This window comes from Inconstantimicrobium porci (genome assembly GCF_009696465.1).
GTDB classification, from domain to species: Bacteria; Bacillota; Clostridia; order Clostridiales; family Clostridiaceae; genus Inconstantimicrobium; species Inconstantimicrobium porci.
Genome location: NZ_VULX01000006.1, coordinates 1 through 26,147, shown reverse-complemented (window position 1 = coordinate 26,147; position 26,147 = coordinate 1). Strand labels below are relative to the sequence as shown.

The window sequence follows — 26,147 nt, the reverse complement described above, 5'->3', positions numbered from 1 at the left end:
TATGTCATCAGAAATTTAAAATCTAACAAAAAAGCATCCGTCCCAGTAAAGGGACGAATGCATTATATCCGTGTTTCCACCCAATTTAAACTCAATATTTAATATACTAAGTTTATCTCATTAAAATAAGGACTTGTACAGCCCATGGTACTTTCGATACCTAATAAACCATTGCTCCAGGTTAGTTTTCATATAGTCATGTTTAGGAATGATTTCAGCTCACAGCCATTCCCTCTCTTTAAATTGTATCTATATTACTCTTCCTATCATTGCATATTTATATAAAAATGTAATTAAATATTAATTAATCAATATTCAACTATTATAATATTCCTATTTTCATTAAATGTCAACTTTAATAAAAATAAATATTAGCTACAATATAACATTCTAGATTAATATTATCTTTAGTAATGAAATTTAAAAATAGAAAATTTTATGTATATAATAAATATATTTGTTAATAATACTAATGTACGCCATAATAATTCGTGGCTGAACCCCAAAATTCTATACTATAAAGTGCTTTAAAACACTTATAGTAAATATTATCTTACAAAAATTTATCATATTTGTGCTGAAATATTTTTCTTAGACTTTAGATATTTTGGCACAGCAACTAGACCCATGAAAACACAAAGGACTCTATACTGCATAAAAAAAAATTTACCTAATACGTTTGCAGTATGGGGTTCTTTGTATGTCATATTGATAATTTAGAGAAATTGCATTGGAAAATATCTTTAATTTAATACAATAAAGTCTTGAAAATAAGTGGTTAAGCTTTTGTTCAAAATTATAGCAAAATGCAATTTCGTCCTTTAGTCATCAAGGGTGGAGAGAGACATATGAAGAAACGACTTGGAGCGTGTTAGGGCGGAGGCTTCGGAATATGTCTCTCCCCACCTTTTTATTCGTGGAGCTCTAGGGGAAGCCCGTCTGGATCCTGAAAGAATGTCATCTTTTTTTTAGTAAATTCATCTACTCTGACAGGTTCAGTTTCTATTCCCATACTGCTAAGTTCTGCTATTGCATCCTCAATACATTCAACTTTAAATGCAAGATGCCTTAAACCACAGGCTTCAGGTCTTGTTAGACGTTTAGGGCTGTTCTTCATTCCAAAAATCTCAAGTTCTGAATTACCAAGCTTTAAATCAAGCTTATAATCATCTCTTTCTTTTCGATAATTTTCCCTTATCACTTCAAAACCAAGCTTGTTAACATAAAAGTCTTTAGATTTTTCATAATCAGATACTATTATCGCTACATGATGTATTACATTTAGATTCATATCTAATTTCCTTTCCAACAATACAACTAAACTTGCACATTCTAATAAGCAATTAATGTTATTTAATATACTAATAAAACACTGCTAAATAAAATTTATCAGATTATTTCATGCTTGTCTAGTTTCATGTAATTTGTTCCATTTTAAACATGAAGAATTTATGATATAATCTAAATACTTTTAAATTATTTTTTATACAAAGCTAAAAATTATAAAGGCGGGATTAAATAGACATGAATGAAGATAGATATATTTATCTAGTCTTTTCGTTTACAGGTACACTTTTGTCTAAGACTATTAAATATGTGACAAAAGATGAATATGCTCATGTATCTATATGTTTTGAAGATACGTTTAAAGAGATGTATTCATTTGGCAGAAAATATCCATCGAACCCTATAATTGCTGGACTAGTTAAAGAAGATCTTTTTAATGGCGTTTTTGTTGCTAATAAAGATTCAAAATGCCTTATTTACAAAGTTCCTGTAACTGAACAACAATATAGTGATTTAAAGACTGGATTAGATAAATTTATGTCCGAGCAGTCAAAATACAGATATAATTTTGCTGGACTTCTTGCACTTCGCTGGAACATGCCACTAAAAAGAAAATACCATTATTTCTGTTCACAGTTTGTATCTGAACTTTTAATAAACAGTAATATTGCCGAACTAAAAAAGGCACCAGAGCTGATTAAACCATGTGAGCTGATTGATATTAATAATAAATTACTAGTATTCGAGGGCACAATCGCTGATTTTGCTGAGAAGGTCAACCTTAACAACGCATGCAATTAGAACCATTATATTATCTACTAATTACAAAATTCATTTCATGGTCCATGATGAATCAAGAAAATTCATTATGGACCATTGCTTTATCAACTATCCGCTTAACCTTTCACATCTGTACCAGATTAATATACGTAAATAAATCAATAAGACTATTATATATTTCTCCTTCTCTTTCTTAAGTGTAAATTGTTTACCAAACACCAAAATGATAAAATTAAAAGATTTTGCATTAAACCTTCCTTCATAAAATGCCATACTGCAATATAAATCCTGACGAAGCTGTAGCTTTAGGTGCAGCTGTTCAGGCAGCGCTAAAAGAAAGAAACTCTGCACTAAAAGAAGTCGTTCTAACAGATGTATGTCCATATACATTAGGTGTAGAGGTATCAGAAGAAATATCACGTAACCAGTTTGAACCAGGATATTTCCTTCCGATTATTGAAAGAAATTCCCCTATTCCTATAAGCCGCGTTAAAACATTATGTACTATAGCTGACAATCAAACAAGATTGCTTGTTAATATCTATCAAGGCGAAAGCAGACATGTAAGTAATAATATTAAACTTGGTAATCTTGAAATTGCTGTACCAAAAGGACCTGCAGGCATAGAAACAGTTGATATAAGATATACTTATGATATTAACGGACTTTTAGAGGTTGAAGTTACAATCAACTCCACTGGCGAAAAGAAGTCATTGATTATAGAAAATTCTCCAGGATCAATGACTGATGAAGAAATAAAAGAAAGACTTAAAGCTCTCTCATCAATTAAGATACATCCAAGAGATAAGACAGAAAATAGACTTTTAATAGCTAAAGGTGAACGATTGTACGAAGAATCTTTAGGCGATAAACGTCAATATATTTCTGAAATACTAAAAAAGTTCGAAGCTATCTTAAACACACAAGATAATAAGCAGATACAAGAAGCCCGTGAGCAAATTATGATAATGCTTTAAAATATGAAAAAAGTAATAAAATCAGTAAAAACAGTGCAGCTGATAGCTACGAAAATGATGATAATAGTCAAAACCCTGATGATGACAAAAGCTACGACAATATAATTATTCAAAATACTAATAATAATACTGATATATTCAATACTTCCTTTGATATTCATAACAATGTAGAGGACTACCTTAATGATACATATGATGAAAAAGCAGAGAAAGATAATTGTATAGACAGCTATCACACTAATTTTAATACTACAGATTTATATGAAGTAGATAACTACTATGATTATACCAATGATATTGCTATCTTCATAAATAAGCTTAATGGGTTATACAGCAATCTAAAGCTTAGAACTAACAAAGAGGAATGGAAACAATTATTAAATAATGATCTTCTTTGGAATCTAGAAACTGTTGTTAAAGTAAAAGGAATAATAATCTCTTTTATATGCAAACATAGATTTATAACAAAAGACGTAATGAACCAAATTGATGATATTCTAAAAATAAACGGTAATGAAATCTCAAACTCATATACTTATAATCAGAAGGATATAGATACTTATATAGATATATATTACCATGCTGATACAATGAGCTATAAATATATGTATGATATAAATCCAATTGATCAGGATAAATATATAAAACTTAGATTACGCATGAACAACCTGCTTAATAGCAACAAACATAATTTTGTATTATCAGAAATAAAGAATTATTTTAATACTGCAGTAAATCTTTATGATAAGGATCCTGAAATATATATGATGATGGCTGATTACTACTTAGAAATAGGTTATATTGACAATGCTTTAGAGATGTAGAGGTAATGGACTGTTATAAACTAGTAACATACTCCAGTAATACTCCTACATCCAAAGTAACTACCTTTATGCAAAAACAGGATATGATTAATCAAGACTATTGGACGCATGCTCATGGACGAATCTATTCTGGTAAAATAAATGGTCAAAGAATATTCTTTGAATGTAGTAAAAATTTGAATATGATATTTGATAAAAATAAAAGATACATCATTAAGGGTTATATTTCAACGGTAAATTCAGAAATGTTTAAATCACTTTCTACTTTTGTAGAAAAACCTGATAATTATGTGTCAACTAAATATATATCAACAAGTCCACTGTTTAATTTACCTGCTAACCAAAATACAGATTTAAGTAAATATAAAAAAGAGATGGACAAACTAACTAAAGAGCTTAATGAAAAGTACAAAGATCACAGAAATTAATTTCTGTGATCTTTTATGTTTGCTATTTTATATAAATTATTTATACTATAAATTTATTTATTTCATTATTAAGTTCTTCTATAATTTCTGAAAGATCACAAGCGGCCTTTTTAATGTTCCTGCTTGACGCACAAAACTCTTCGGCAGTTGCATCAACTTCCTCTGTTGTAGCTGCAAGTTCTTCAGAAATAGCAGTAGTACTCTGAATAGATTCTAAAATTTTATCCTTCTTTGCTTTGTTATCATTTGAAATATTTAATATATTTTCAATTTGTGGAGTTATCTTATTAAGTAGTTCTTCAATACTTACAAACGACTTAATTGTATTATTAATGCTTATATTTGTATTGTCAACCTCTTTAGATATATCTGAACTTGAATCCAGGATATTATCACAATCTAATAATACTTTAGAAATAATATTTCCAATTTGATTAACTGATTCCTTACTTTTTTCTGCTAGCATTCTTATTTCATCTGCAACAACTGCAAATCCTTTGCCGGCCTCTCCTGCTCTTGCTGCCTCAATAGCCGCATTAAGTGCTAGAAGATTGGTCTGTTCTGCAATTTCACTTATAGTCTCTGTTATGCCCTCAACTGAAGAAATGTTATCATTCATAACAGATATCTTTTGGCTGAAACTCTTAAAACTATCATCAAAACTGTTTACTGTAGTAGTTAGATTTCCAATATTATTATTACTTTCATTAAGCTTAACTTCAATATCCTGTGATATTTCAGACATATTTTTAATATTATGATTCATACTTTCAACATTATGTCCATATATCTCTATAGCATCGCTTATATTGGAAATTTCTGCAGCTTGGCTTGTATTACCTTCTGCTGATTCATGCATTGCAGAAGATATATTTTCAGCACCAGAAGTAATGTTTTCTGAAATATCATTAAGATAAACTGAATCCTTAGTTAATATACTAGTATCATCTTTTATCTTCTGTATCATTGACACAAATGCTTTTTTTGTTTTGTCTAAAGCTCTGTTAATATCGCCTATTTCATCTACAGACTTCATTTCCTTTTCATCAATTTCTTCGTTTAATATTCCTTTTGCTAATACTTCAATAGAATCTTTTAAAATAATAAGTCTCTTTCCAAGCTTATTACCTATAAAATAAATGAATGCAAGACTAATTAATACAGCTACACATATAGATGTAATTAAAACAATCGTAATATTCCTTAAATCTTTATCTGCAAATGATTTGCTAACTTCAAGTGCTATTGAATATCCATTAGTCATCGCTATAGGACAATAAGCAATATACTTTTTATTTGAGTTATCACTAAAAGTTTGTATTCCAGATTCGCCTTTTATCATTTTCTGCTGAACGGAAGCTAAATCTGCATATTTACTATCAGTTTTAGATAATTCTATAACATTTTTTTCTTTAATAACATCATCCATTGATTTAGAAGCTATTACTGTACCTTTATCATTCAATATGTATGACTGACCTTGTCCAAAATAATTAAGGTTTTTTATTTGTTCAGATAAGTAACTGCTTTCAAATGTACATGTCATAACACCAACAGGATTGTTACCATTCAGTATTGGTACTGCAACAAACATTATTTGAGTAGTTGTACCTTGAACAAATTTAGGACTGCTTACATAAGTTTCTTTATTATTAATAGCGTTTATGAAATAGTCTCTTTTTGCTATATTATTCTTGAAACCATCTGAAGATGCCAAATTACCATCCTTATCAATTATACCAATTGATCTTATCTGCAAATTATTACAGTATACCTTCAATCTATCAAACTTTTCTTCTGGTTTCTTGCTCATGTCTGAAATAAACTCATCTGATGCTATTGCTTTAGCCTGATTTAACATGCTTATAATCTTTTCCTTAACAATTTCAGAAGCACTTTGTACCATTTCATTCATATTCTGATCTCTGATTGTCCTTATACTCTTCTGAAAAAATAAAAATGTGTAAATAAATGCACCTGCAAAGATTATCACAAAACATAGTGTTAATGTTCTAATCATTTCTTTTTTTATACTCTTTTTTCTTTTTGCCATACCTATCCTCCTATTTTAACATATAGTTAAGTATATAAATTATCGTTGTTTTGTCAAGCTAAATTAAGCATTATTATGAAAATATTAAGTAATTTTTCTTAAATATATATAATAGTATAAAAAAAACGCAATTATTGTCGCTTTATAACTGCATGTTTCTCTTCTTAAAGATTCAACTGGATCAAGTTTAGCAGCCTTTGATGCTGGCATTATTCCAGCAATCATACTAATAATAATACTTGCTCCTACACCAAATAGTGCATATGCTGGAGTAATATTTACTACATTTATGCCAAATGCTTTATTAGAAACTGTATTTGCTACCATCATTATAATTGAAGATATACCTAAAGCTATAACACCACTAAATAAGCCGATAAGAAATGCTTCAGAAACAAATATTCTCTTAATATCTTTTCTTCTTGCACCAATAGCCTTGAGTACGCCAATCTCTTTAGTTCTTTCAACTACACTAATATACAATACTACGAGAATCATTATTGCTGATACTAGTAGAAGACTACCTTTCTTTATATTAGAAGATGTAATATTAGATGATATTGTTGCTACAGCCTTAACTGCAGTCTTCTTATCATTATAAGTCACACTATTTGTCCCAAGTGAAACAAGTATATTTCTAGTTTTATTTTCTTTCATATTAAGAAAAGCAAGTTTAATTGAGGAAAAGAAACTTAAGTTCTGCTTGTCTTTTTCTGCAGTATCAGCTGATACCTCTGCTACATTTATATCATCAATATCAATACCTTTTTTATCGCAACAATTTGTCCATCTGAAATTTCAATAACTCTGCTTATGAATTATTTAAATACAAAAATAAGAGAAGAACTTTTTTCTCTTCAAGATAAAAAATATAAAGATTTTCATTCCTCATTATGTCCTGGAACAGACAACATCATCGGAGTAAGGACACCTGTACTTAGAACACTTGCAAAAAAACTAAGTAAACAAATTAATGTTGATAATTATCTTAATGAAGCTTGTGATGATTATTATGAAGAAGTAATGCTGCAGGCACTTGTTATAGGCTATATTAAAGTTGATATAGAAAGGCGTTTTGAATATATGAAGAAATTCATACCAAAGATATATAACTGGGCTGTCTGTGATATATTTTGCTCATCACTAAAATTCACAAAAAAGAACTGCCAAACAATACACTATTATTCAGCAGTTTAAATAAAAAAATAAAATTATTCAGCTCTTAAACTCTTTAATAGTTTAATTTCCTTAGCATAACCTTCAAGGTCGTTTGGAGTTTCTAGAAAGAAAGGAAGATCCTTTATTCTAGGGTTATTAATTATTCTGCTGATAGCTTCATTACCTATAGAGCCCTCACCGATTTTTTCATGTCTATCCTTATGGCTTTCAAATGGATTCTTACTGTCGTTAAGATGTATTGCCTTTAGTCTGTCAAGACCTATTATTCTGTCAAATTCATCAAGAACTCCATCTAAATCATTAACTATATCATAGCCTGCATCATAAACGTGGCATGTATCTAGACATACTCCTAAATGTTCATTAAGTTCAACACCATCTATAATTCTTTTTATTTCTTCAAAGTTTCTGCCCACTTCACTTCCCTTGCCGGCCATAGTTTCAAGAAGTACTGTTGTCGTTTGTTCTTTCTTTAATATTTTATTAAGCATTTCTGTGATAAATTCAATCCCTACATCGACACCCTGCTTAACATGGCTTCCTGGATGAAAATTATAGTAATTACCTGGTACATATTCCATTCTCATAAGGTCATCCGCCATAGTTTCTGTTGCAAATTTTCTTATGCTTTCATCTGCTGAACAGCCATTTAAAGTATATGGTGCATGCGCTAATATCCTTCCGAAGTTATTTTCTTCAGCAAGCTTTAGAAATTTCTTAACATCTTCCTCATCTATGGCTTTAGCCTTACCTCCTCTTGGATTCCTAGTAAAGAATTGAAATGTATTTGCCTTTATTTTAATGGCTTCTTTCCCCATAGCTTCAAAACCTTTAGAAGCTGATAAGTGGCAACCAATTGTAAACATAATAATTACCTCCTAATATCTATTATTACTTAATATTATATAGATAAATAAGAAGATATCAAAGCACAGAATTTTCCTATTCCAGATACTTCAATACTGTATCCATATCTTTATCGCCACGTCCTGACATATTTACTACAATAATTTTATCTTTCTGTAGTGTATGTGCAAGTTTTTTAGTATAAGCAACTGCATGCGCAGATTCTAGGGCTGGAACTATTCCTTCTTTTTTTGTGAGATATAAAAATGCATCTAGAGCCTCCATATCAGTGACACTTACATATTGCGCATTATTTGTCTCATCTAAAAAAGCATGTTCTGGACCTACTCCTGGATAATCAAGTCCCGAAGAAATTGAATATGCATCTTTAATATTTCCCTCTTTGTCCTGCAATACATAAGAATACATACCATGGATGACTCCTTTCTGCTTCATCGTTATTGTTGCAGCATGTTTGCCTGTCTTTAAACCAAGTCCAGCAGCTTCAACACCAATTAGTTTTATATTCTCATCACCTATAAATGGGGCAAACATACCAATAGCATTACTTCCTCCACCTACAGGTGCAATAATATAATCAGGCATTCTTCCTTCTGCCTCCATAATTTGTATCTTAGTTTCATCACCAATTATTCTCTGAAATCTTTTAACTATAGTTGGATATGGATGAGGCCCTACAGCTGAACCTATAATGTAAAAAGTATCATTAACATTATCTACCCAATACTTTATAGCCTCACTAACTGCATCATTTAAAGTCATTGTACCTGTTGTAACAGATACAACTTCAGCTCCTAAAAGCTTCATCTTTTTAACATTAAGCGACTGATGTCTAATATCCTCAGCTCCCATAAATATTTTGCATTTCATACCAAACTTTGCAGCAACAGTAGCTGTAGCTACCCCATGCTGCCCCGCACCAGTTTCAGCTATAACTTTATTTTTACCCATTCTTTTTGCAAGCAAAACCTGTCCAATAGCATTATTAATTTTATGTGCTCCTGTATGGTTTAAATCTTCCCTCTTTAAATATATCTTTGCACCTCCAAGGTCTTTAGATATATTTTCTGCATAATATAAAGGATTTGGTCTACCAACATAATATTTCAAATAATATTCATATTCCTTTATAAAGCTAACATCATTTACAGCCGTATTAAACTCCTTCTCCAATTCATCTAGTGCATTCTTTAAATTTTCCGGTACAAACTGTCCACCAAATTGATTAAACATACCTTTCATAAATAATCATTCCTTAATTAATCTTAAATTTCATTGTAATGCAATAAATATTATCTGATCAGTTCCATAGATTTTAAGATGGCAGTGTTTAGCCTTGTATTATAATCACCACTTATTTCAATTATATTTTTAAAGCCTCTTTCTACATACATCTGTTTTAAATTAAGATACAGCCTTTCTCTTTTTTCCTGATTTCCATTTAATCTCTGACCATCAGCCACCCATTCAACATCAGGTTTTAACAATAATACAAGATCATATTTATCAGGATTAATATAACTTTCAACTATCTTATTTTCATGTCCCATATAAAGTCTGCTATAATATTGAGTAGCTGTAGCATCAGTATCAAAGAAACAGATTTTATTTGCATTTCTCATGGCATCATAATCTTGCTCAACCTGGAGATGAGTCATTCTTATAAAGTCTTCATCTGTAAAGTAATTTTCATCACCACCTAAAAATTTTTCTGCATAATATCTGCCTTCTTCTTCACTCCATGATGTATTAAATATCTTTGCAAGACTTTTTGTAAGTGTTGTTTTTCCTGAACTTTCAGTTCCAGTTATAAGAACCTTTTTTGTAAAATATGGCCTTGCAGGCCCTAGTATATAGTCCCAGTATTTAAAAGGTGACTTTCTTATTTCACTTGAATTAACATTAAAAATAGTATCATTTCTATCTACAAGATTTACTTTAGTATTTTTAAAACAATGTTTAATTCTTCTGCTGTCATCAAGATCTCTACAGTAAAATACATCTATGTGCTCTTTTACAACATCCTTAAGTCTATCAGCCCATACATTCCATGAATTTTCATCATCTCCCATGTTATTTTCATCCAGCACAACAACCTTGATGTGATCCATGTCCTGAAACTGCTGTGCAAGCCATTGAAGTCTAAGAGCAACTGGTATTACATCAATTCCATCTTCCTTGCAAAGCTTGTCAATCTTATTTGAATTATCACTTACTACCACATATAACTTTTGAACATTAGTAGCTGCTTCTAATATTGTATATAAATGCCCACGATGAGGTGGCAGAAATTTACCATAACACACCCCAACCTTTGGTAGGTCTTTCAAGTTAATTACTATATTATCTTTATCAGACATTTTAAATATATCCCTCCAGCAAATATAAATTGTCGTTAAAACAAGAAAATTATAACATAATTTCTACGGAATATACACAATTCTATATTAATATGATTATATTTAATTTAATTTTTCTATTTCTTTTTAACCACTTAGCCTCAAAATTTTTTTGTTTATACAAATAATAGCTAAATAGCTTTTTTATTATACTAAACTGTATTGATAGATATTGTTTTCATATGATATAATTCCAAACTGGAGGTAAAACTAATGAAGATAAAATCGATAAACTTTAAAAAACTTTTTATACAATTAATAATTTTCTTTCTAGGACTTTGGATTATACAATGTGGTGTTGCAATCTTCCTTAATGCAAATATAGGTTCAGATCCATTTACATTATTTACTCAGGGTGTATCAAAAACATTAAACATTACTCCTGGTAATGCAAATAGAATTATTACACTAATTATCTTATTTGTACTTTTATTATTAGACAGAAGCAACATAAATATTGGTACATTTTTATCAATAATTTGTGCAGGTCCGATACTCGATGGTATGATATTAATTTTTAATAATATTATGCCTATGAATGATATGCATATTGTTTTAAAGATATTTTTACTTGTGATTTCATGTATAGCAATTGGTATAGGCTTTTCTATATTAAAATCAGCTAACTTAGGTGTTGCGCCAAATGATATGTTAGTATTAACAATCGTAGACAAGACTAAGAAATCATACACAATAATACGATTACTATGTGATACATTTTTCCTTGTAGTTGGAATATTACTTCACGGTGTTCTGGGAATAGGAACTATAATCATATGGGCTCTTATTGCCCCATCAATTGACTTTTTCTTAGAAAGAACTACAAAATTTGTACATAATAAAATATTAAATTTCTAAAACAAAAAAACAGCTCGCATGGGCTGTTTTTTTGTTTATAATAAGTCATAAACTATTTATTAATTGGATTAACATGAACCATACAATGTTTAACGCTTGGAAAATTCTCTTCAATTGCTGTGTGAACACTTTCTGCTATATCATGTGTTTCAGTAAGAGTTTTTTCTCCATCAGCTACGATTTCAATATCAACGTACATTTTAGCTCCGAATAGCCTTGTTCTAAGAAGATCAATACTAATTACTCCACTTTGCCGTATTATTACAGATTTCATTAATGCAAGTGTTTCCTCATCACATGATTTGTCTATCATCTTATCTGTAGCATCCTTAAAAATATCATATGCTGCTTTTAAAATAAATAAACATATTACTATACTAGCAATTGGATCTAAGATAGGTAAACCCATTCTTGCTCCCAAAATACCTATAAAAGCACCAATAGATGATAATGCATCTGATCTGTGATGCCATGCATCAGCCATCAATGCACCAGAATTAATTTTTTTTGCTGCCCCCCTTGTATACCAATACATCCACTCCTTAACAGCTACTGAAATACATGCTGCAACTAATGCAAGCATACCTGGTGCCTGAAGTTTTCCATAATTATCTCCAATAATATCTTTAGTTCCTTCATATCCAATGCCTAAGCCAGTTGCAAAAAGTATTACTGCAAGAATAATAGATGCTACACATTCAAAACGTTCATGGCCGTATGGATGCTCTTCATCAGAATTTTTTGCTGCAATATTTACTCCGATGATTACAATAAAAGTACTCAATACATCAGATGCAGAATGTACAGCATCAGAAATCATAGCGCTTGATCTTGCAAATATACCAACAAACAATTTAAAGGCTGAAAGAAGCAGATTTATAATGATGCTTACATTAGACACCTTCATAGCAACCTTTTTATCAGCAATTGTTTTAATAGTTTGTTCATTATCTTGTTCCATAACAGTTACCTCCATTTCTAGATTTTAAGATAGCTCTATGGCACCTGCTTATTTTGTTAAATGTTCTATTAATTTATGGGTATAAAAAAACACCTATAGAACAATAAGTAAACTACTGTCCCACAGATGTCAATCTTCTAACATTATCTGTTGCCATTTATCCAATGGCCCGGCCCCATAAATTAATTTACCCAGCTTCAGCCAGGCTAAATTCAATTCATCGCCTGCTCAGTTGTACTGTAGATAAAATTTGCAGTGCAAAGAGTATATTATTTACATTCTATTTTAATATAATATGATTGTCAATACGAACTGTTAATACTTAGTAATAATATTTTGCTCTTGATTTAACACTATTACTCACTCGATTTCTATTTGCTATACAAGCACGCATCTTGCTCTTAATAACACTTATTAATACTCCAATAATTATCAATCATAGTGGCAACGCTCTATATAATCCTACGTTTTTATAAGAAAATATACTAGCTATAAATATACTCAATAAAAAACACTAAACATAAAAAATAATAAATTTAACTTTCTTAATACAAAAGAATCTGCACTAGATTTTATAATCAGTGCAGATTCTTTTAATATCTACTCTTTTCTATTACTGAATCAATCGTTGCGATTACTTTAAGAAGATAATCAAAATTTATATTATTAAAGAAATCATCGAGTACAATGCAGAACTTTTCATTTTCTATAGAATGGATATTCACATGAATTAGCGGATCAACCTGTTTAACATAATCACTGCATAAAGCACAGTTTCTTTCTGAATCTGGCTTTTCAGCATACCATCTGAATGACACATGCTTATCATTACTATGTATATTAGATATAAACGTCTTAATCATTTCCACCATCATAACTCTCACAAAATATTTTCTTTCATTCATCGAATATTTGCTTGATGCTAGAAAAACATCCTTATAACTTAATTCAAGCTTTTGAAATTGTTCTTTATAAATAGAATTATGTATACATTTATTTTTAAACTCTTTAAGAGCAGTATCGCACACACCATATTCTCTTATATGTCTACCTTGCCATTGCTTAAATCCATTATAATCCTTTTCTATTTCGTACACAGATTTATCACTATATGTAAATGGGATTACCGTTTCTTCAAAATAAGTTTCATTCATATTCTTACCAGCTAGTGTGATAAGATTTTTATATGTAAACTGCTTAATTAATTCTTCTGATAGGTTTATCAGATATAATCCTGTTTTCTGATTAATTGTATTGAACATATAATGTGTGTTCGAAATATCATATATATCAAGTCTTATAGAATCCACATTTGTCTCTTCCTTAATACTCTCTACAATCTTCCTAATTATAAAATTAACATTATTGGCTTGTCCAAGTCCAGAAATTATTGATGGAAGTACTATATAAAATCCGTTCTCACCATTAAAATATATCCTAAGATACTTAGTTTCGATCTTCATATTTTCTCTAAGATATTTAATTACCTTAAGTACATCATTTTGAAGATTTGTATAATCAGAGACACCTATTAATTCCTTTTTTATTTCTATATATATTGGAGCATGAAGCTTTTGACTATAATGAGAATCGCAGAAATACCATGATGTTAATACAGCTTTCTCTCTATACTTTGCTTTAATATACTCTGATGCACTGCTTGACATAAACACTTGTCTATCATTTATGATATATTTGTTAATCATTTAATTCTCTCCTATAAATATTACTTTTATTATTATATCACAAAACATGGTTATATATTTAACATTTTCCGTGTATAATACACAAAAATTAAGATCAAATAATAAATATTTGTCATAATAAAACTTTTATATTAAACAAACAGAAAATTTACGAACAAACATTCTGTAATATTATGTCATATAATGCCATATTTCACATATAAAAAGGGTTGCTTGCACCTTATAATAAAATAAAATTTAACCTCTTTAATGCAATTTCATATACATAAAAAACTGAATGATTTTTATTCATGCAGTAGTAAGATAATTTTATTTATTTTGACTTTCTTCATTCATAAGTAGATTCACTGTATAGATTTTATTTACAAAAGATATAATAATCGATCTTAAAAGTTCGCTTTCCTTTGTTACCTTTGTAGCTGTGCTTGCTGACGAGAAATTTCTTGTAAGGAAAACTTCCTTAATCTCCTTTTCAAGTTCATTACAAAAGTAATCATATGCGTCTTTTACAGGATATGTTTTCGTCTGTATATCAATAAAACTACTTATTTCAGATAATGAATATAATTGTTTAAATATACAGACTACAATAAGATACGCGATATGCTCTGTATTATATTTTTTATGTATAGGTGCTGGTATAACCTTCTGCTTAACATAATTGTTAAGCATAGTAGGCGTCAGAACTTTATCTTCTGAATTTATAAAAAGTGTCTTTAAAGTTTTATCTATATATTCGATTACCTGGTCCTTATATAAAGGTAACGAAGGCAGTTCAACATACCTAGGACAATGAAATTTAACTATTCTATCATCTTGTTGACCTTTATACATTTGCAACTCCCCCCAATTATTAACTGATATACTTTTTTATAGTCTGAACTGCAATACATCCAGGTCCTCCATGAGTCGTAAACACAGGAGAAAGTTCCATAATTTCCACATCAGCACCTTCAATTTTGCTGTTTATAACATCCTTTGCATTTTGTGCCATTTCTATATTGCAGGCATGCGTTACATAAATCATATAATTTTCATCAATTCCATTACTTAAATAGTAATCACATATTCTAGCAATTGCTTTGTTGAAAGTTCTGCATACTGTATATTTCTTAAGAGACTTTCCATCTTCCTCTAGCTGCATTACAGGGACAACCTTCATAAGACCGCCAAGTTTACCAGCAGTTTTAGATAATCTTCCACCTCTCACCAAATAATCGAAATCCTTTGGTATAAGGAACGATATTGAGGTATCGATAAGATCATTTAAGATATCAATAATTTCACTTTTACTTTTTCCTTCATTTGCAAGAGATGCAGCTATTAATGATAAATATCTGTGTGGTCCGCATAAAGTTTTTGAGTTAACCACTTCAATTCTATCACTATTATCATCCATGTTCTTAGCCATGCATGCTGAATTATAAGTTCCTGATAAGCCATCCGCCATTGTGATATTGATAATTTCATCATTCTTATACTTATTATAAGTATCGATAACCTCACCTATAGCTGGTTGAGATGACATTGGCATATGTCCTTCATTAATTATTTCTACTAATTTTCCAGTAGTAATTTCTTCATTTTCCTTGTAAGTCTCCCCATTTATTGTTATAGAAAGAGGTATAACATCTAAATTTTGCTTATGTGCATCTTCAATTGATAATAACGTTGATGAATCTGACAATATTCGAACCATAATATATCCTCCACTATTAGCTCACATATTTATGTAAATTTGTTTTTTATTCTTTGATATATAGTTTTTAATACTACATGAACTAGATTAGCACGGTTCTATTAATTTGTCAACTGCTATCTTTCTATTTTAATCTGAAGTATAAATAATTCAACTTTTGCAATCTATTTATTTATGAAATCCTATGATATAATAACTTTTGTAAAATAGATAAGCTATAATTAAACAGATTTATGCTTAGGTTTTTCATATTTTAAAATGAGAGAAGGTAATTAGATTATGAAAATTACAGTTATAGGCTGTGGAAGATGGGGATCTTTCATAACTTGGTATTTAGATAAAATCGGACACGATGTAACTCTTTATGGAAGAAGTTCATCAAAACATATGCAGCAATTTCTTGAAACAAGAAGTAATGATCTTTTAACTCTTCCAGAAAGCGTTAAGCTTGTGACTGATTTAAAAAACATTAATGATTCTGATGCAATTGTTATTTCGATAAACTCACAAGGCCTTAGAAACCTTATGAATGAGTTAGCCTCATATAATTTAAAAAATAAAATTTTTGTCCTTTGTATGAAAGGAATTGAAATTGAAACTGGCAAAAGACTATCTGAAATTGTTACTGAAAATACTAATGAATCAAATAAAGTTGCAGTTTGGCTTGGACCAGGTCATGTTCAGGAATTCTACAATGGTATTCCAAACTGCATGGTGATTGATTCTGATGATTCATCTGTCAAGGAATATCTAGTCAAAGAATTTTCAGGAGATTTGATAAGATTCTATTATGGAAAAGATCTTATTGGTAATGAAATTGGTGCTGCTGCCAAAAATGTAATTGGTATTGCTGCAGGAATGCTTGATGGCCTTAATCTTTCTTCTTTAAAGGGAGCTTTGATGTCAAGAGGCACAAGAGAAGTAGCTAGACTTATAAAAGCTATGGGAGGTAACGAACTATCTGCATATGGTCTTTGCCATCTAGGAGATTATGAAGCTACAGTCTTCTCAAAATTCAGTCACAACAGGACATATGGAGAAATGTATGTCAAAGGTGAAAAATACGATTCATTAGCTGAAGGCTATTACACAGTAAAAGCACTTGTCTCTCTTGGCAAAAAATATAATGTAGAACTGCCGATATGCAATGCAGTATACGATGTACTTTACAATAATAAGGATCCTAAAGAATCATTAGATTCACTATTTAGCAGAAAATTAAAACAGGAATTCTAAAAATATTTTTCATAACATAGTAAAAACACCACGATAAATTTATAATCGTGGTGTTTTTTGCAGCATATTATATAAGAGAAAACCATTTTAATAAATATAGCCACATAGTTATTGAAAATGAACTGAAAAATGTAGTCATCATTACTGTACTTGAACTTAACGTCCCTTCGTGCCCCATATTCTTTGCCATAACAAAGCTACTTACAGTCGTAGCTGCTCCCATCATTATTAGCAATGCAACTAGTTTATCATTTCTATATCCTAAATATACCGCAATAGGTAAAAACAAACCTACAAAAATAAAAAGCTTAAATATAGTACATGCAATAGCTGGCTTTAACTTACCAAAAGCCTTTTCTATATCAAGTGAAGCTCCTAATGCTATTAGGCCTAAAGGGGTAGCAACAGAAGATATGCTTGATACTGTCTTTTTGAAAATTTCAGGTTGCGGTAGTTTAAAACAAGACCATATTGTTCCAACAAAAAGACCTATTATTAAAGGATTTGTTATTATACCTTTAATTGTCTTCTTAAATAGGCTTTTATCAAGGCCACCACTTTGAGGTTTCATAACTGACAATACTATTACAGCTGCCATATTATATATTGGCACACTTCCTATAAGCATAAGAGGTACAGCAGTGACATCACCATATAAATTCTGAAGATATGCTGCACCTAAAAGGGCTTGACTACTTCTATAGCCAGCTTGTATAAATTCTCCTCTTATTGATTTATCTTTTAATAAAAAAGATGCTCCCACCATTATGAGAATACTAAGAGTAGTTACTACTATACCAAACAAAACATATTTACCATCCCATGAAGATGTAAAATCTGCATCTGCAATATCCTTAAACAAAAGAACTGGTAGTGCTACCTTAAATACAAACTTATTCATTTTTTCTGAAAGAACATCATCTACAATATTTATTTTATTAAATACATATCCAAGTATCATTAATATAAAAATTGGCATTGTGCCATTTAAACAAAATATCAGGTTATCCATTACCTTGATGTCACCCCTTAAAATTATTATTCATTAGTAGTTCTAAAAACAAAAAACAGCAGTTGTAATCTTATAGCTGCTGCTGAACATATAAACATAATTAAATTATACATGCTTTATATTGATATATAAATACAGTTTCTAAAATAAATTATATTTTTTATATAGGTTGTAAATATATATTAATTGTGTGTTTATATTACCAAAACGCAATTAATAATAGTCTTTCGCGCTTTTCGACATGTTAGTGTTGAAACTTTATCAACAAATATTTATTATAAAAATGGATTTTGCAAAAAAACTATACATTTTTCTATAATTTCATGTTATAATATGTCTATTATGTCGTAGCAAGCCTAATAAGCAAATTTAAAAAAGGAATGATTTTATATGAAAAAAACAACAAAAGATGCAATAGTAATTGGCTTTGCCTTGTTTTCAATGTTCTTTGGTGCAGGTAATTTAATATTTCCTGGATACCTTGGAATGCAACTTGGCTCACACTTTGCTATAGGTATGATTGGATTTTTAATAACAGGTGTTGGACTCCCACTACTTGCAATACTTGCATGCACAAGAGGTGATGGCACATTTGAAAGCATTGCAGAAAAAATAAACAAGAAGTTTGCTATTGTTTTTGCTTCAGTATTATTTTTAGCAATTGGTCCTCTTTTAGCAGTACCAAGAACAGCAGCAACTACATTTGAAATAGCAGTAAATCCATTTTTCCCAAAAATCCCTGCTGTAATTGTAATTTTAGTATATTTCTTAATTAACTTGTACTTTGTGATTAAAAGATCTACAATAATTGATACTATCGGTAAATTTTTAACACCAGCTTTATTATTACTTCTTGTAGTTCTTATTGTAAAAGGGATCGCAGCACCAATAGGAAATATCGTTGAAATTGAAACAACTAATGTATTTGCAACATCTCTTTTAGAGGGATATCAAACAATGGATGCAATAGCGGCACTTCTTTTTGCAGCGATAATCACATCAAGCATTAAGAACAAAGGATATAATAAAAAGGAAATATCACCAATGCTGATTAAATCAAGCATTGTAGCAGTTATAGGACTTGCTTTTGTATATGGCGGTCTTATGTATATTGGAGCACAAACAGGTGATATAACTACAAAAGACGTTAGTAAAACTGGGCTTTTATTATTAATCTCAAAAAATATTTTAGGTCGTATTGGTCCAGTAGTAATTGGTATATCAATGGGACTTGCATGTTTATCAACATCAATAGGTCTTATTACTGCTGGTTCTGACTTTTTTGAAACAATAACAAATGGGAGACTTAAATATAAGTATAATGCAATAGTTATATCTATAATAAGTTTTGGTGTTGCACTTCTAGGTGTTGATAAAATAATAGTATATTCAGCACCAATACTAAATTTATTATATCCAGTATCAATAACAATAATGGTAACAGCTTTCTTGACTAAATCCATAAATATTAACGCCATAAGATTAGCAGTTTATACATCACTAGTATTCTCAATATTACTACAAATACCCGGATTAAATCTGAAAATTCTACCTTTATCAGCAATTGGATTTGGATGGGTAATACCAACAATTGTAGCACTAATCTTTGGAGCAATTATATATAGAAATAAATTAACTACATAAAAAAAGAGACAGTTAAGTCTCTTTTTTTATATTTGAATATATCTCACAAAACTTTTTCTTCTTATTTTTTTGTCTTAACTCCAAAAATTATTATCGCTCCTAACAAAACTAGCACTAGTGGTATAAGATATTTTCTTATCCAGTAGAATGTTATGATATACCTTGAAGATAAAAATAGCACAATTCCTATGATACATGCACCTACATTAATAATGTTAGGCTCACCCTTTAAAATACTTATGATACTTGGAATGATTATTAAAAGTGTCCACCATCCTCTGAACATAAACTTAAACTTCCATAAAAGAAATGGATTCCATTTTACAAAGACAACTATGCCTAATACTATAATTAAAACTCCAATAATAGATAATAATTTGTTTTTCATACTACATCCCCTTTTCTTTCAATCCATTAACTAAATTAACATAAAACTCACAAACATCAAATCCCTCTATATTCTGTCTTGTTAGATCAATGATATCACCATGAGAGATTCCTCTGTTCTTAGCAGTTAAGACACCTAAAAAGTTTCCCCATTTCGCAGAAGAAACTGAAACCAATCCATCATTTTCTCCATCAAAATGTTTTGCAAACAAATACCCAAGATTTAATGGAAAACCTGCTGAAAAAACATTTTTCATCTTAGAAGCAACACTCTGATACATAATGCTGTCTACATTCTTAATTTCATCATTGAATTGTTTGCAGCTCTTTGCTGTAAGATCGTTAACACCTCCTAAAAAATCTGGGTTTTTATCACCTAGTTTTTTGAAAGCTTTATTGTACTTTAATGCAACAAATGATTTAATGCTTTCAGGAATTTTATCTAACAAAAAGTCAACATATTTGCAGCCTCTATGAGGTGTATTTATTGTTGTTAAAGATGAAACATATTCCGAAAGACCAAGCTTGCTAATAGCATATCTTGCATCAAGCCCGCCTTTCGAGTGAGCAATAATATTAACTTTTTCACACCCAGTTTCTTTTATAATTTTCATGATATTTGTTTTTAGTTCACTTGCACTTACTGCAACAGAATTTGAGGATCCTTGATTGCCATAATAAATTACTGCACCATTTCTTTCTAGCTCATTAGAAATTCTCCCCCAATAATTTAAAAACAACCAATCTCTAAAGAAAATTCCGTGCACAAGTACTACTGGATACTTTGTATTGCAAACCTCACTCTCTTTCCTAAGATTATTACGTTCAGCTTTTTTCAGTTCATAAAGATATTCATAATTAACCTTTTTACAACTAATTTTTATAATAATTAAATTTAAAATAGGAAACCAGCATAAACATAATATTAATATTCTGTTTTTAATCCCCAAATCTCTAGATGTAAAAATTAATCTAACAATACCATTAAAAACTGTTATGAATAAAACTACAACACAAATCAAAACATTAAGAATATGTATTGAGGTACATATCCCTTTATTTCTATATAGAAAAATATACAACAAAATTTCAATAATAAAAACAAAGGTTGAATCAACAATAAGTTCATATCCTCCTATCATAATGTTTAATCTCTTATTTAATTTCTTAGTCTTAAGTGGCACTATATTAATATAAAAATATAAACATATTAGAATAGCACTCATTACTATAAACAGTCCTCTATTTTCTCTATGTGCAGCATTTATTACTATAATATTCATTAGTAAAATTAATATTAAGATATTTCGTATTCTAAAGAAAATTCTTTTAATATTATCCAAAACTCTAACTCCTAACCGCAAGACTGAATTTGTATTGTTAATTTATTTATCATTACTTATATTTTACCACAGCAAAACATTATTATGTTAAATAATTCATCTTAAGACAAAAACCAGTGTATAAAATATAACACTGGTTCATTAAAGCTACTTCAATATTATAGGTTTCTTCCACAACATTTTTTATATTTCTTACCGCTGCCACATGGACATGGATCATTTCTACCTATCTTTCTTTCTTTTACAATTGGTTGAATTTTAACGTTTTGTCTCTGTACAAACTTAAAATTGCTACATGTATTGTCAGCTGTTTCTTCTTTTTCTGGCGCAAGTTCATTTGGTGTAAAACCTTTGTTTTCCCACATTCTAGTGTTTTTCTCAACGTCTTTAACAATACGTTCAAACATTTCTCTATCGCTGTTACTTCTAAAAATAACGCCAAGACTTTCTGTCTCCATTATTATCTTTTCAACTGATTCTCCAAATAAAAATCCTGTACATATCTGATAGAATACACCTACTTGGTCACAATTTCTATCAGCTGCATTTCTAATAGCATCCCTAAGTTTTTTATGAGCTGCAGTTCCATATATGTTGTCACTAAAGCTATATCCAGTAAGTTCTTCTTTTTCAGGTATAAAATATTCCTTACCTTCCTGAGACTTTAATATATCGCTTAACTCATTCTCATCTAAAACAGCATCAGATACAACATACTTTCCATTTATAGATTCTGAACTATTTACTAAATCATATATATTAAAATATTCTATAAATGATGATTTTGTAAGTTTCTCATGCTCTTTGTTCTGAGAATTGAATGTATCTGTTAATACATTTATTTCATAAACTCCACAAAGATTTGAAAATGCTCTTATATAACTGAAAACAAGATGATAATCACTAACTGTTTCCTTAAGCTTATTATCATCTAGTTCTTTACACATATCAGCCACTTCTTTAACCACAGTATAGCTTTCACCATCCATTGCAGCATAAACAAATTTACATAAATTAATTGCATCCTCATCGCTTATTTTTCCTTCAGCAATGTTCATTTCAGTCTTATTTTTATGAAATTCAACAGCATCATACTCTCTATACTCAATATAAGCAGCTAATATTTTAAGAAGATTTTCCTTATCTAATATAGCTTCCTTTAATGCTTCTATAAGCTCTGCCTTTTTCATCTTAGATATGTTCTTTACCTTGTATACTTTAGCAGTTTCCTTAAGCTTTGCTACAGTACTTTTGTTAAGTACTTCATCTAAAGAAATATAATTATTATCCACTACCTTGTACAACCCCTTAGTCTTTTATTGTTCATTCGTCAGTTCTATACTTGATTCTTTTGTATATAATAATTCCTGACATATAAAAAGATTTGCAAATAAATGCAAATCTTATCTTTACATAACTTATTATATAATAACATAAAATTTTATTTCTTGCCAGTAAGGTAATATACAGCAAGCTGAGTTCTGTGACTTAATCATCTGTTTTAATTTATCAGGAGTATGATTTTTCATAATATAACCTTTTGCTCCATTAATAATAGCCTGCTTCACAAGATCATAATCGTCAAAGGTAGTTAAAATAAGCACCTTTCCTAAACCTATTGATACAATTTCTCTTGTTGCTTCAATGCCACTCATCTCTGGCATCTGTATATCCATTAGTATAACGTCAGTTTTATTTTTAATTGCCAGATTTACAGCTTCTTTTCCACTAGCTGCACAACCTACAACATAAAATTCATCATCAAGATTTAAGATAATTTTAAGACCATCTCTTACAAAATCACTGTCATCAGCAATAATCACTTTAATTTTATCCAATTAATTCACAACTTCTTATATTCATATATCAATTTTGAGGTCAAATCAGTCTATCTTAAGGATTATATATAAATTTTCTAAAAAGGACGAAATTGCATTCTACCATTCTTTTACACAAACGTGTAAACCCTTTATTTACAACACTTTATATCATTAATTATGTTTTTGAATGCAATTTCCTTTACATTAAAAAAGTGCATTTTTAATGCACTCTTTTATTTTTTTCTTCAATCAGCTTTGTATAGATATCAGGATACTTTTCTTTTAATATTTTATCCACAGCTCTTTTATGAGCTAATATCTTTTCATAAGCTTTTGGATTATTCTGTTGTATAAAGTCAATTATTTCTTTCTTTCTGTTTTCTAGGTCAACAGCTATTAAAGCTCTATCCTTCTTGATTCTTTCTGCAATTTCATCAATATGAAGTTCTAAGTTCTCAATAAGTTCAACTTCATCAAAATTACCAAAATTATTCCATGAACTAATATTCTTATATAAACTTTCAACACAGAATTTATCGTCGCTATGACTTAAATGTTCAATAATTTCTTTTGTATATCTTTCAAAATGTTCATGTGCTCCTTCTTCTCCAAAAGCCCATTCAAGTTCACTATAAATGTGATCTTTAATTTTAGGTATAACAGGCTTTACTTTATGTTCTTCTAGAAGATATTCAGTAATCATACCTTGTGATGCAAGAGCTGAAACTATTGTAGACCTTGCAGAACCTTCCTCTATAATATATCCAATCCCAAAATCTCTCATCTGTTCATTAAGTTCGCTCATATGCTCCGTTAAATACAGCTTAATTCCTCTATTCTTAAGAGACTTATAGATAATTTCTATTCTTTCGGCTGCTGTAACATCAATACTTCCTATCCCTCTGCCATCTACAATCACACATTTTGTATCTTCCTTAATGCTGTTTTCTATATCTTCCTGGAAAAGCTTGATATTTGCAAAAAACAAATTACCACCAAATCTATAGATAACAGTATTTTTTATTGGTCTAGCATTACTATTGCTATCAAGACTGTAAAAACCTTTCATTCCAGGAACAACACCAAGAAATGTTCTTACAGGATTACTTTCTCTTATAACCACATTTGTAAAAGATAATATTATTCCAATAACAACACCGTATATTGTACCAAAGATAAGAACACCAAAAAATGCACACATAAATATGTAAAATTCTTTCTTATTAACTTTAAACAGCTTCTTAGCAAGGTCAATTTTTAATACACCTATAAGTGCATATATTACTATTGCTGTTAAAACAGGTACAGGGAGATATGCTATAAACTTAGAACCAAATAATACTACAAGCATCATGGTTGCCGCTGCACTTACAGACATCATCTGTGATCTTCCACCATACTGCTCACATAAAGATGTACGTGACACACTACCATTAAGAGGACACCCTCCGCACAAAGCAGACACTAAATTAGCACAAGAAAAAGCATATAGTTCTCTATTATTATCAATCTTAAATTCATTTCTCATTGCATTATTATTTTCAGCAAGAAGCGTCTGTGCCATAATAACAGCAGCTACTGCAAGACTTGTCAGCACAACATCTTTTACATGATTAACATGTAATAAAGATAAATCAATATTAGGAATTGTAAGACTTACTCCTGGAAGCATTTTTATTCCTAATTTGTCTAAATGAAAGACTGATTGTATTACCGCTGATAAAATCATCACCACAATAACCATCGGGAATTTAGGAAGAAACTTCTTCGATACAAGCAAGACTGCTAAAGTTACAAGTCCTAAGACAAGTGCATAAACATTTACCTTTTCAAAAGCCCGCTCAATATATACAAGCAGTTCAAAAAGTTCACCAGTTACGGCTTTTGATCCCATAAGCTTAGGTATTTGCATTAAAATCACTGTAAAGGCTATACCTGTAATAAATCCACCCATAACAGGCGATGAGATATATTCAACAAGATTTCCAACCTTTAATACTGCGAAAATAAACAGCCATAATGCTGTAAGTACAGTCATTAAAAACACAAGCGCTGCAGCACCATCTGACTCAAAAGGTATTCCAGTAGTTGCAAGAAAACTTCCAACAAGAGCTGCAGGTGCTGCATCAACACCAAAAACGAATTGTTTTGATGACGATATCATAGCAAAAACTAAAACTGGAAGTATTGAGCCATATAATCCATATATGGCAGGCAATCCAGAGATCTGTGCATACCCCATAGCAATAGGTATTGAAACAAATGCAATTATTACACCACTGAAAATATCATTGCGAAGATTCTGCAATTTATAATCTTTCAAAGTGGGAAACAAAAATTTCATATTATCCCTCCATTTTCTTTTGTATAAAAATTAATATTATTGTTATTATATTAGAAAATATAATATTGTCAAATCTTTTCTTAAAAATGTTTGTGTCAAGTAAATGTTGGCAAAAATATATCTTTTTAAACTTTTTATTAATTATCCATTATTTTACATATAAATTGTATTTTTTCCCTTCCCTATAAATCTATTTTATGTATATGATAAATCTCCAAAATCTTTTAATCCACATAAATTTCGTATTACTTTTCGACCTAGTGTTACGGCAGCAGAGCTGTACGGTATTGATGCAGTCTTCAGTGGATAAATATCAGGTTTATTATTACCAGCATCTACTTTT

General features: G+C 29.9%; 23 protein-coding genes, 1 pseudogene, 1 riboswitch and 1 other annotated feature. Of the genes and pseudogenes, 8 read left to right on the top strand and 16 right to left on the bottom strand.

Annotation, left to right across the window (positions count from 1 at the left end; genetic code table 11):
* Nucleotides 1-46: 46 nt before the first annotated feature.
* Nucleotides 47-279, bottom strand: a binding site (T-box leader).
* A gap of 631 nt (nucleotides 280-910) precedes the next feature.
* The gene (gene gloA2 / locus FYJ33_RS06105; RefSeq protein WP_154530948.1) at nucleotides 911-1,291 is read right to left on the bottom strand and encodes an SMU1112c/YaeR family gloxylase I-like metalloprotein; all 381 of its coding nucleotides are present in this window, start codon (nucleotides 1,289-1,291) and stop codon (nucleotides 911-913) included.
* 233 nt (nucleotides 1,292-1,524) lie between these two features.
* On the opposite strand from gloA2, the gene FYJ33_RS06100 reads away from it, so the two are divergent.
* From FYJ33_RS06100 to FYJ33_RS06085, 4 genes are all read left to right on the top strand, one after another.
* Nucleotides 1,525-2,088: a hypothetical protein gene (locus tag FYJ33_RS06100; RefSeq protein ID WP_154530861.1), complete on the top strand. Its 564-nt coding sequence runs from the start codon at nucleotides 1,525-1,527 to the stop codon at nucleotides 2,086-2,088.
* A 245-nt stretch (nucleotides 2,089-2,333) separates the two neighbouring features.
* Nucleotides 2,334-3,044, top strand: a complete 711-nt coding sequence (locus FYJ33_RS06095) for an Hsp70 family protein (protein WP_154530860.1) — start codon at nucleotides 2,334-2,336, stop codon at nucleotides 3,042-3,044.
* A gap of 476 nt (nucleotides 3,045-3,520) precedes the next feature.
* Nucleotides 3,521-3,868 carry a hypothetical protein gene (locus FYJ33_RS06090; protein ID WP_154530859.1) on the top strand — a complete coding sequence of 116 codons (348 nt, stop codon included), beginning with the start codon at nucleotides 3,521-3,523 and terminating at the stop codon, nucleotides 3,866-3,868.
* A 68-nt stretch (nucleotides 3,869-3,936) separates the two neighbouring features.
* Nucleotides 3,937-4,296: a hypothetical protein gene (locus FYJ33_RS06085; protein ID WP_154530858.1), complete on the top strand. Its 360-nt coding sequence runs from the start codon at nucleotides 3,937-3,939 to the stop codon at nucleotides 4,294-4,296.
* A gap of 40 nt (nucleotides 4,297-4,336) precedes the next feature.
* Here the strand turns inward: FYJ33_RS06085 and FYJ33_RS06080 are convergent, their stop codons facing one another.
* Together FYJ33_RS06080 and FYJ33_RS16270 are read right to left on the bottom strand one after the other, a co-directional pair.
* Nucleotides 4,337-6,349, bottom strand: a complete 2,013-nt coding sequence (locus FYJ33_RS06080) for a methyl-accepting chemotaxis protein (protein WP_154530857.1) — start codon at nucleotides 6,347-6,349, stop codon at nucleotides 4,337-4,339.
* A gap of 156 nt (nucleotides 6,350-6,505) precedes the next feature.
* Nucleotides 6,506-6,865 (bottom strand): annotated as a pseudogene (locus tag FYJ33_RS16270) (ABC transporter permease); the annotation flags it as partial.
* 297 nt (nucleotides 6,866-7,162) lie between these two features.
* On the opposite strand from FYJ33_RS16270, the gene FYJ33_RS06070 reads away from it, so the two are divergent.
* Nucleotides 7,163-7,546 carry a DNA alkylation repair protein gene (locus FYJ33_RS06070; RefSeq protein ID WP_154530855.1) on the top strand — a complete coding sequence of 128 codons (384 nt, stop codon included), beginning with the start codon at nucleotides 7,163-7,165 and terminating at the stop codon, nucleotides 7,544-7,546.
* A 14-nt stretch (nucleotides 7,547-7,560) separates the two neighbouring features.
* On the opposite strand, the gene FYJ33_RS06065 is transcribed toward FYJ33_RS06070, so the two are convergent.
* The 3 genes from FYJ33_RS06065 to nadR all read right to left on the bottom strand — a co-directional run bounded on the left by FYJ33_RS06065 (nucleotide 7,561) and on the right by nadR (nucleotide 10,755).
* A complete protein-coding gene (locus FYJ33_RS06065; RefSeq protein ID WP_154530854.1) occupies nucleotides 7,561-8,394 on the bottom strand; it encodes a deoxyribonuclease IV in 834 nt (277 codons plus the stop codon).
* A 76-nt stretch (nucleotides 8,395-8,470) separates the two neighbouring features.
* Nucleotides 8,471-9,637, bottom strand: a complete 1,167-nt coding sequence (gene trpB / locus FYJ33_RS06060; protein WP_154530853.1) for a tryptophan synthase subunit beta — start codon at nucleotides 9,635-9,637, stop codon at nucleotides 8,471-8,473.
* A 50-nt stretch (nucleotides 9,638-9,687) separates the two neighbouring features.
* Nucleotides 9,688-10,755, bottom strand: a complete 1,068-nt coding sequence (nadR, locus tag FYJ33_RS06055) for a multifunctional transcriptional regulator/nicotinamide-nucleotide adenylyltransferase/ribosylnicotinamide kinase NadR (protein ID WP_154530852.1) — start codon at nucleotides 10,753-10,755, stop codon at nucleotides 9,688-9,690.
* A 252-nt stretch (nucleotides 10,756-11,007) separates the two neighbouring features.
* Here nadR and FYJ33_RS06050 point away from each other — a divergent pair, with 252 nt between their 5' ends.
* The gene (locus tag FYJ33_RS06050; protein ID WP_154530851.1) at nucleotides 11,008-11,652 is read left to right on the top strand and encodes a YczE/YyaS/YitT family protein; all 645 of its coding nucleotides are present in this window, start codon (nucleotides 11,008-11,010) and stop codon (nucleotides 11,650-11,652) included.
* A gap of 52 nt (nucleotides 11,653-11,704) precedes the next feature.
* Here the strand turns inward: FYJ33_RS06050 and FYJ33_RS06045 are convergent, their stop codons facing one another.
* The 4 genes from FYJ33_RS06045 to FYJ33_RS06030 form a co-directional block, all read right to left on the bottom strand.
* Entirely contained in the window at nucleotides 11,705-12,613 is a 909-nt protein-coding gene (locus FYJ33_RS06045; protein WP_154530850.1) for a cation diffusion facilitator family transporter, read from the bottom strand.
* Nucleotides 12,614-12,726: 113 nt separating this feature from the next.
* Nucleotides 12,727-12,854, bottom strand: a riboswitch (NiCo riboswitch).
* Between the two features lie 352 nt (nucleotides 12,855-13,206).
* The gene (locus FYJ33_RS06040) at nucleotides 13,207-14,319 is read right to left on the bottom strand and encodes a hypothetical protein (protein WP_154530849.1); all 1,113 of its coding nucleotides are present in this window, start codon (nucleotides 14,317-14,319) and stop codon (nucleotides 13,207-13,209) included.
* Nucleotides 14,320-14,628: 309 nt separating this feature from the next.
* Nucleotides 14,629-15,153 carry a DUF1836 domain-containing protein gene (locus tag FYJ33_RS06035; protein ID WP_154530848.1) on the bottom strand — a complete coding sequence of 175 codons (525 nt, stop codon included), beginning with the start codon at nucleotides 15,151-15,153 and terminating at the stop codon, nucleotides 14,629-14,631.
* Between the two features lie 19 nt (nucleotides 15,154-15,172).
* Nucleotides 15,173-16,018, bottom strand: coding sequence for a DegV family protein (locus tag FYJ33_RS06030; RefSeq protein WP_154530847.1), 846 nt, complete (start codon nucleotides 16,016-16,018; stop codon nucleotides 15,173-15,175).
* A gap of 279 nt (nucleotides 16,019-16,297) precedes the next feature.
* On the opposite strand from FYJ33_RS06030, the gene FYJ33_RS06025 reads away from it, so the two are divergent.
* Entirely contained in the window at nucleotides 16,298-17,254 is a 957-nt protein-coding gene (locus tag FYJ33_RS06025) for an NAD(P)H-dependent glycerol-3-phosphate dehydrogenase (RefSeq protein ID WP_154530846.1), read from the top strand.
* Between the two features lie 67 nt (nucleotides 17,255-17,321).
* Here FYJ33_RS06025 and FYJ33_RS06020 read toward each other — a convergent pair whose 3' ends face one another.
* Nucleotides 17,322-18,266: an AEC family transporter gene (locus FYJ33_RS06020; protein ID WP_154530845.1), complete on the bottom strand. Its 945-nt coding sequence runs from the start codon at nucleotides 18,264-18,266 to the stop codon at nucleotides 17,322-17,324.
* A gap of 390 nt (nucleotides 18,267-18,656) precedes the next feature.
* Here FYJ33_RS06020 and brnQ point away from each other — a divergent pair, with 390 nt between their 5' ends.
* A complete protein-coding gene (gene brnQ / locus FYJ33_RS06015) occupies nucleotides 18,657-19,910 on the top strand; it encodes a branched-chain amino acid transport system II carrier protein (protein WP_154530844.1) in 1,254 nt (417 codons plus the stop codon).
* A 61-nt stretch (nucleotides 19,911-19,971) separates the two neighbouring features.
* Here brnQ and FYJ33_RS06010 read toward each other — a convergent pair whose 3' ends face one another.
* The 5 genes from FYJ33_RS06010 to FYJ33_RS05990 form a co-directional block, all read right to left on the bottom strand.
* Nucleotides 19,972-20,298, bottom strand: a complete 327-nt coding sequence (locus FYJ33_RS06010) for a hypothetical protein (protein WP_154530843.1) — start codon at nucleotides 20,296-20,298, stop codon at nucleotides 19,972-19,974.
* 1 nt (nucleotide 20,299) lies between these two features.
* The gene (locus FYJ33_RS06005; RefSeq protein ID WP_235900787.1) at nucleotides 20,300-21,640 is read right to left on the bottom strand and encodes an esterase/lipase family protein; all 1,341 of its coding nucleotides are present in this window, start codon (nucleotides 21,638-21,640) and stop codon (nucleotides 20,300-20,302) included.
* A gap of 158 nt (nucleotides 21,641-21,798) precedes the next feature.
* Entirely contained in the window at nucleotides 21,799-22,932 is a 1,134-nt protein-coding gene (locus tag FYJ33_RS16820; RefSeq protein ID WP_206046628.1) for an SEC-C metal-binding domain-containing protein, read from the bottom strand.
* 129 nt (nucleotides 22,933-23,061) lie between these two features.
* Nucleotides 23,062-23,478 carry a response regulator gene (locus FYJ33_RS05995; RefSeq protein WP_154530842.1) on the bottom strand — a complete coding sequence of 139 codons (417 nt, stop codon included), beginning with the start codon at nucleotides 23,476-23,478 and terminating at the stop codon, nucleotides 23,062-23,064.
* Nucleotides 23,479-23,680: 202 nt separating this feature from the next.
* On the bottom strand, nucleotides 23,681-25,804 hold the full coding sequence (locus tag FYJ33_RS05990; RefSeq protein ID WP_154530841.1) for a SulP family inorganic anion transporter: 2,124 nt from the start codon (nucleotides 25,802-25,804) through the stop codon (nucleotides 23,681-23,683).
* Between the last annotated feature and the right edge of the window lie 343 nt (nucleotides 25,805-26,147).

Coding starts and splice junctions, on each gene's coding strand:
- gloA2 (WP_154530948.1), bottom strand. CDS start 1,291: ATGAATCTAAATGTAATACATCATGTAGCGATAATAGTATCTGATTAT.
- FYJ33_RS06100 (WP_154530861.1), top strand. CDS start 1,525: ATGAATGAAGATAGATATATTTATCTAGTCTTTTCGTTTACAGGTACA.
- FYJ33_RS06095 (WP_154530860.1), top strand. CDS start 2,334: ATGCCATACTGCAATATAAATCCTGACGAAGCTGTAGCTTTAGGTGCA.
- FYJ33_RS06090 (WP_154530859.1), top strand. CDS start 3,521: ATGAACCAAATTGATGATATTCTAAAAATAAACGGTAATGAAATCTCA.
- FYJ33_RS06085 (WP_154530858.1), top strand. CDS start 3,937: ATGCAAAAACAGGATATGATTAATCAAGACTATTGGACGCATGCTCAT.
- FYJ33_RS06080 (WP_154530857.1), bottom strand. CDS start 6,349: ATGGCAAAAAGAAAAAAGAGTATAAAAAAAGAAATGATTAGAACATTA.
- FYJ33_RS06070 (WP_154530855.1), top strand. CDS start 7,163: ATGAATTATTTAAATACAAAAATAAGAGAAGAACTTTTTTCTCTTCAA.
- FYJ33_RS06065 (WP_154530854.1), bottom strand. CDS start 8,394: ATGTTTACAATTGGTTGCCACTTATCAGCTTCTAAAGGTTTTGAAGCT.
- trpB (WP_154530853.1), bottom strand. CDS start 9,637: ATGAAAGGTATGTTTAATCAATTTGGTGGACAGTTTGTACCGGAAAAT.
- nadR (WP_154530852.1), bottom strand. CDS start 10,755: ATGTCTGATAAAGATAATATAGTAATTAACTTGAAAGACCTACCAAAG.
- FYJ33_RS06050 (WP_154530851.1), top strand. CDS start 11,008: ATGAAGATAAAATCGATAAACTTTAAAAAACTTTTTATACAATTAATA.
- FYJ33_RS06045 (WP_154530850.1), bottom strand. CDS start 12,613: ATGGAACAAGATAATGAACAAACTATTAAAACAATTGCTGATAAAAAG.
- FYJ33_RS06040 (WP_154530849.1), bottom strand. CDS start 14,319: ATGATTAACAAATATATCATAAATGATAGACAAGTGTTTATGTCAAGC.
- FYJ33_RS06035 (WP_154530848.1), bottom strand. CDS start 15,153: ATGTATAAAGGTCAACAAGATGATAGAATAGTTAAATTTCATTGTCCT.
- FYJ33_RS06030 (WP_154530847.1), bottom strand. CDS start 16,018: ATGGTTCGAATATTGTCAGATTCATCAACGTTATTATCAATTGAAGAT.
- FYJ33_RS06025 (WP_154530846.1), top strand. CDS start 16,298: ATGAAAATTACAGTTATAGGCTGTGGAAGATGGGGATCTTTCATAACT.
- FYJ33_RS06020 (WP_154530845.1), bottom strand. CDS start 18,266: ATGGATAACCTGATATTTTGTTTAAATGGCACAATGCCAATTTTTATA.
- brnQ (WP_154530844.1), top strand. CDS start 18,657: ATGAAAAAAACAACAAAAGATGCAATAGTAATTGGCTTTGCCTTGTTT.
- FYJ33_RS06010 (WP_154530843.1), bottom strand. CDS start 20,298: ATGAAAAACAAATTATTATCTATTATTGGAGTTTTAATTATAGTATTA.
- FYJ33_RS05990 (WP_154530841.1), bottom strand. CDS start 25,804: ATGAAATTTTTGTTTCCCACTTTGAAAGATTATAAATTGCAGAATCTT.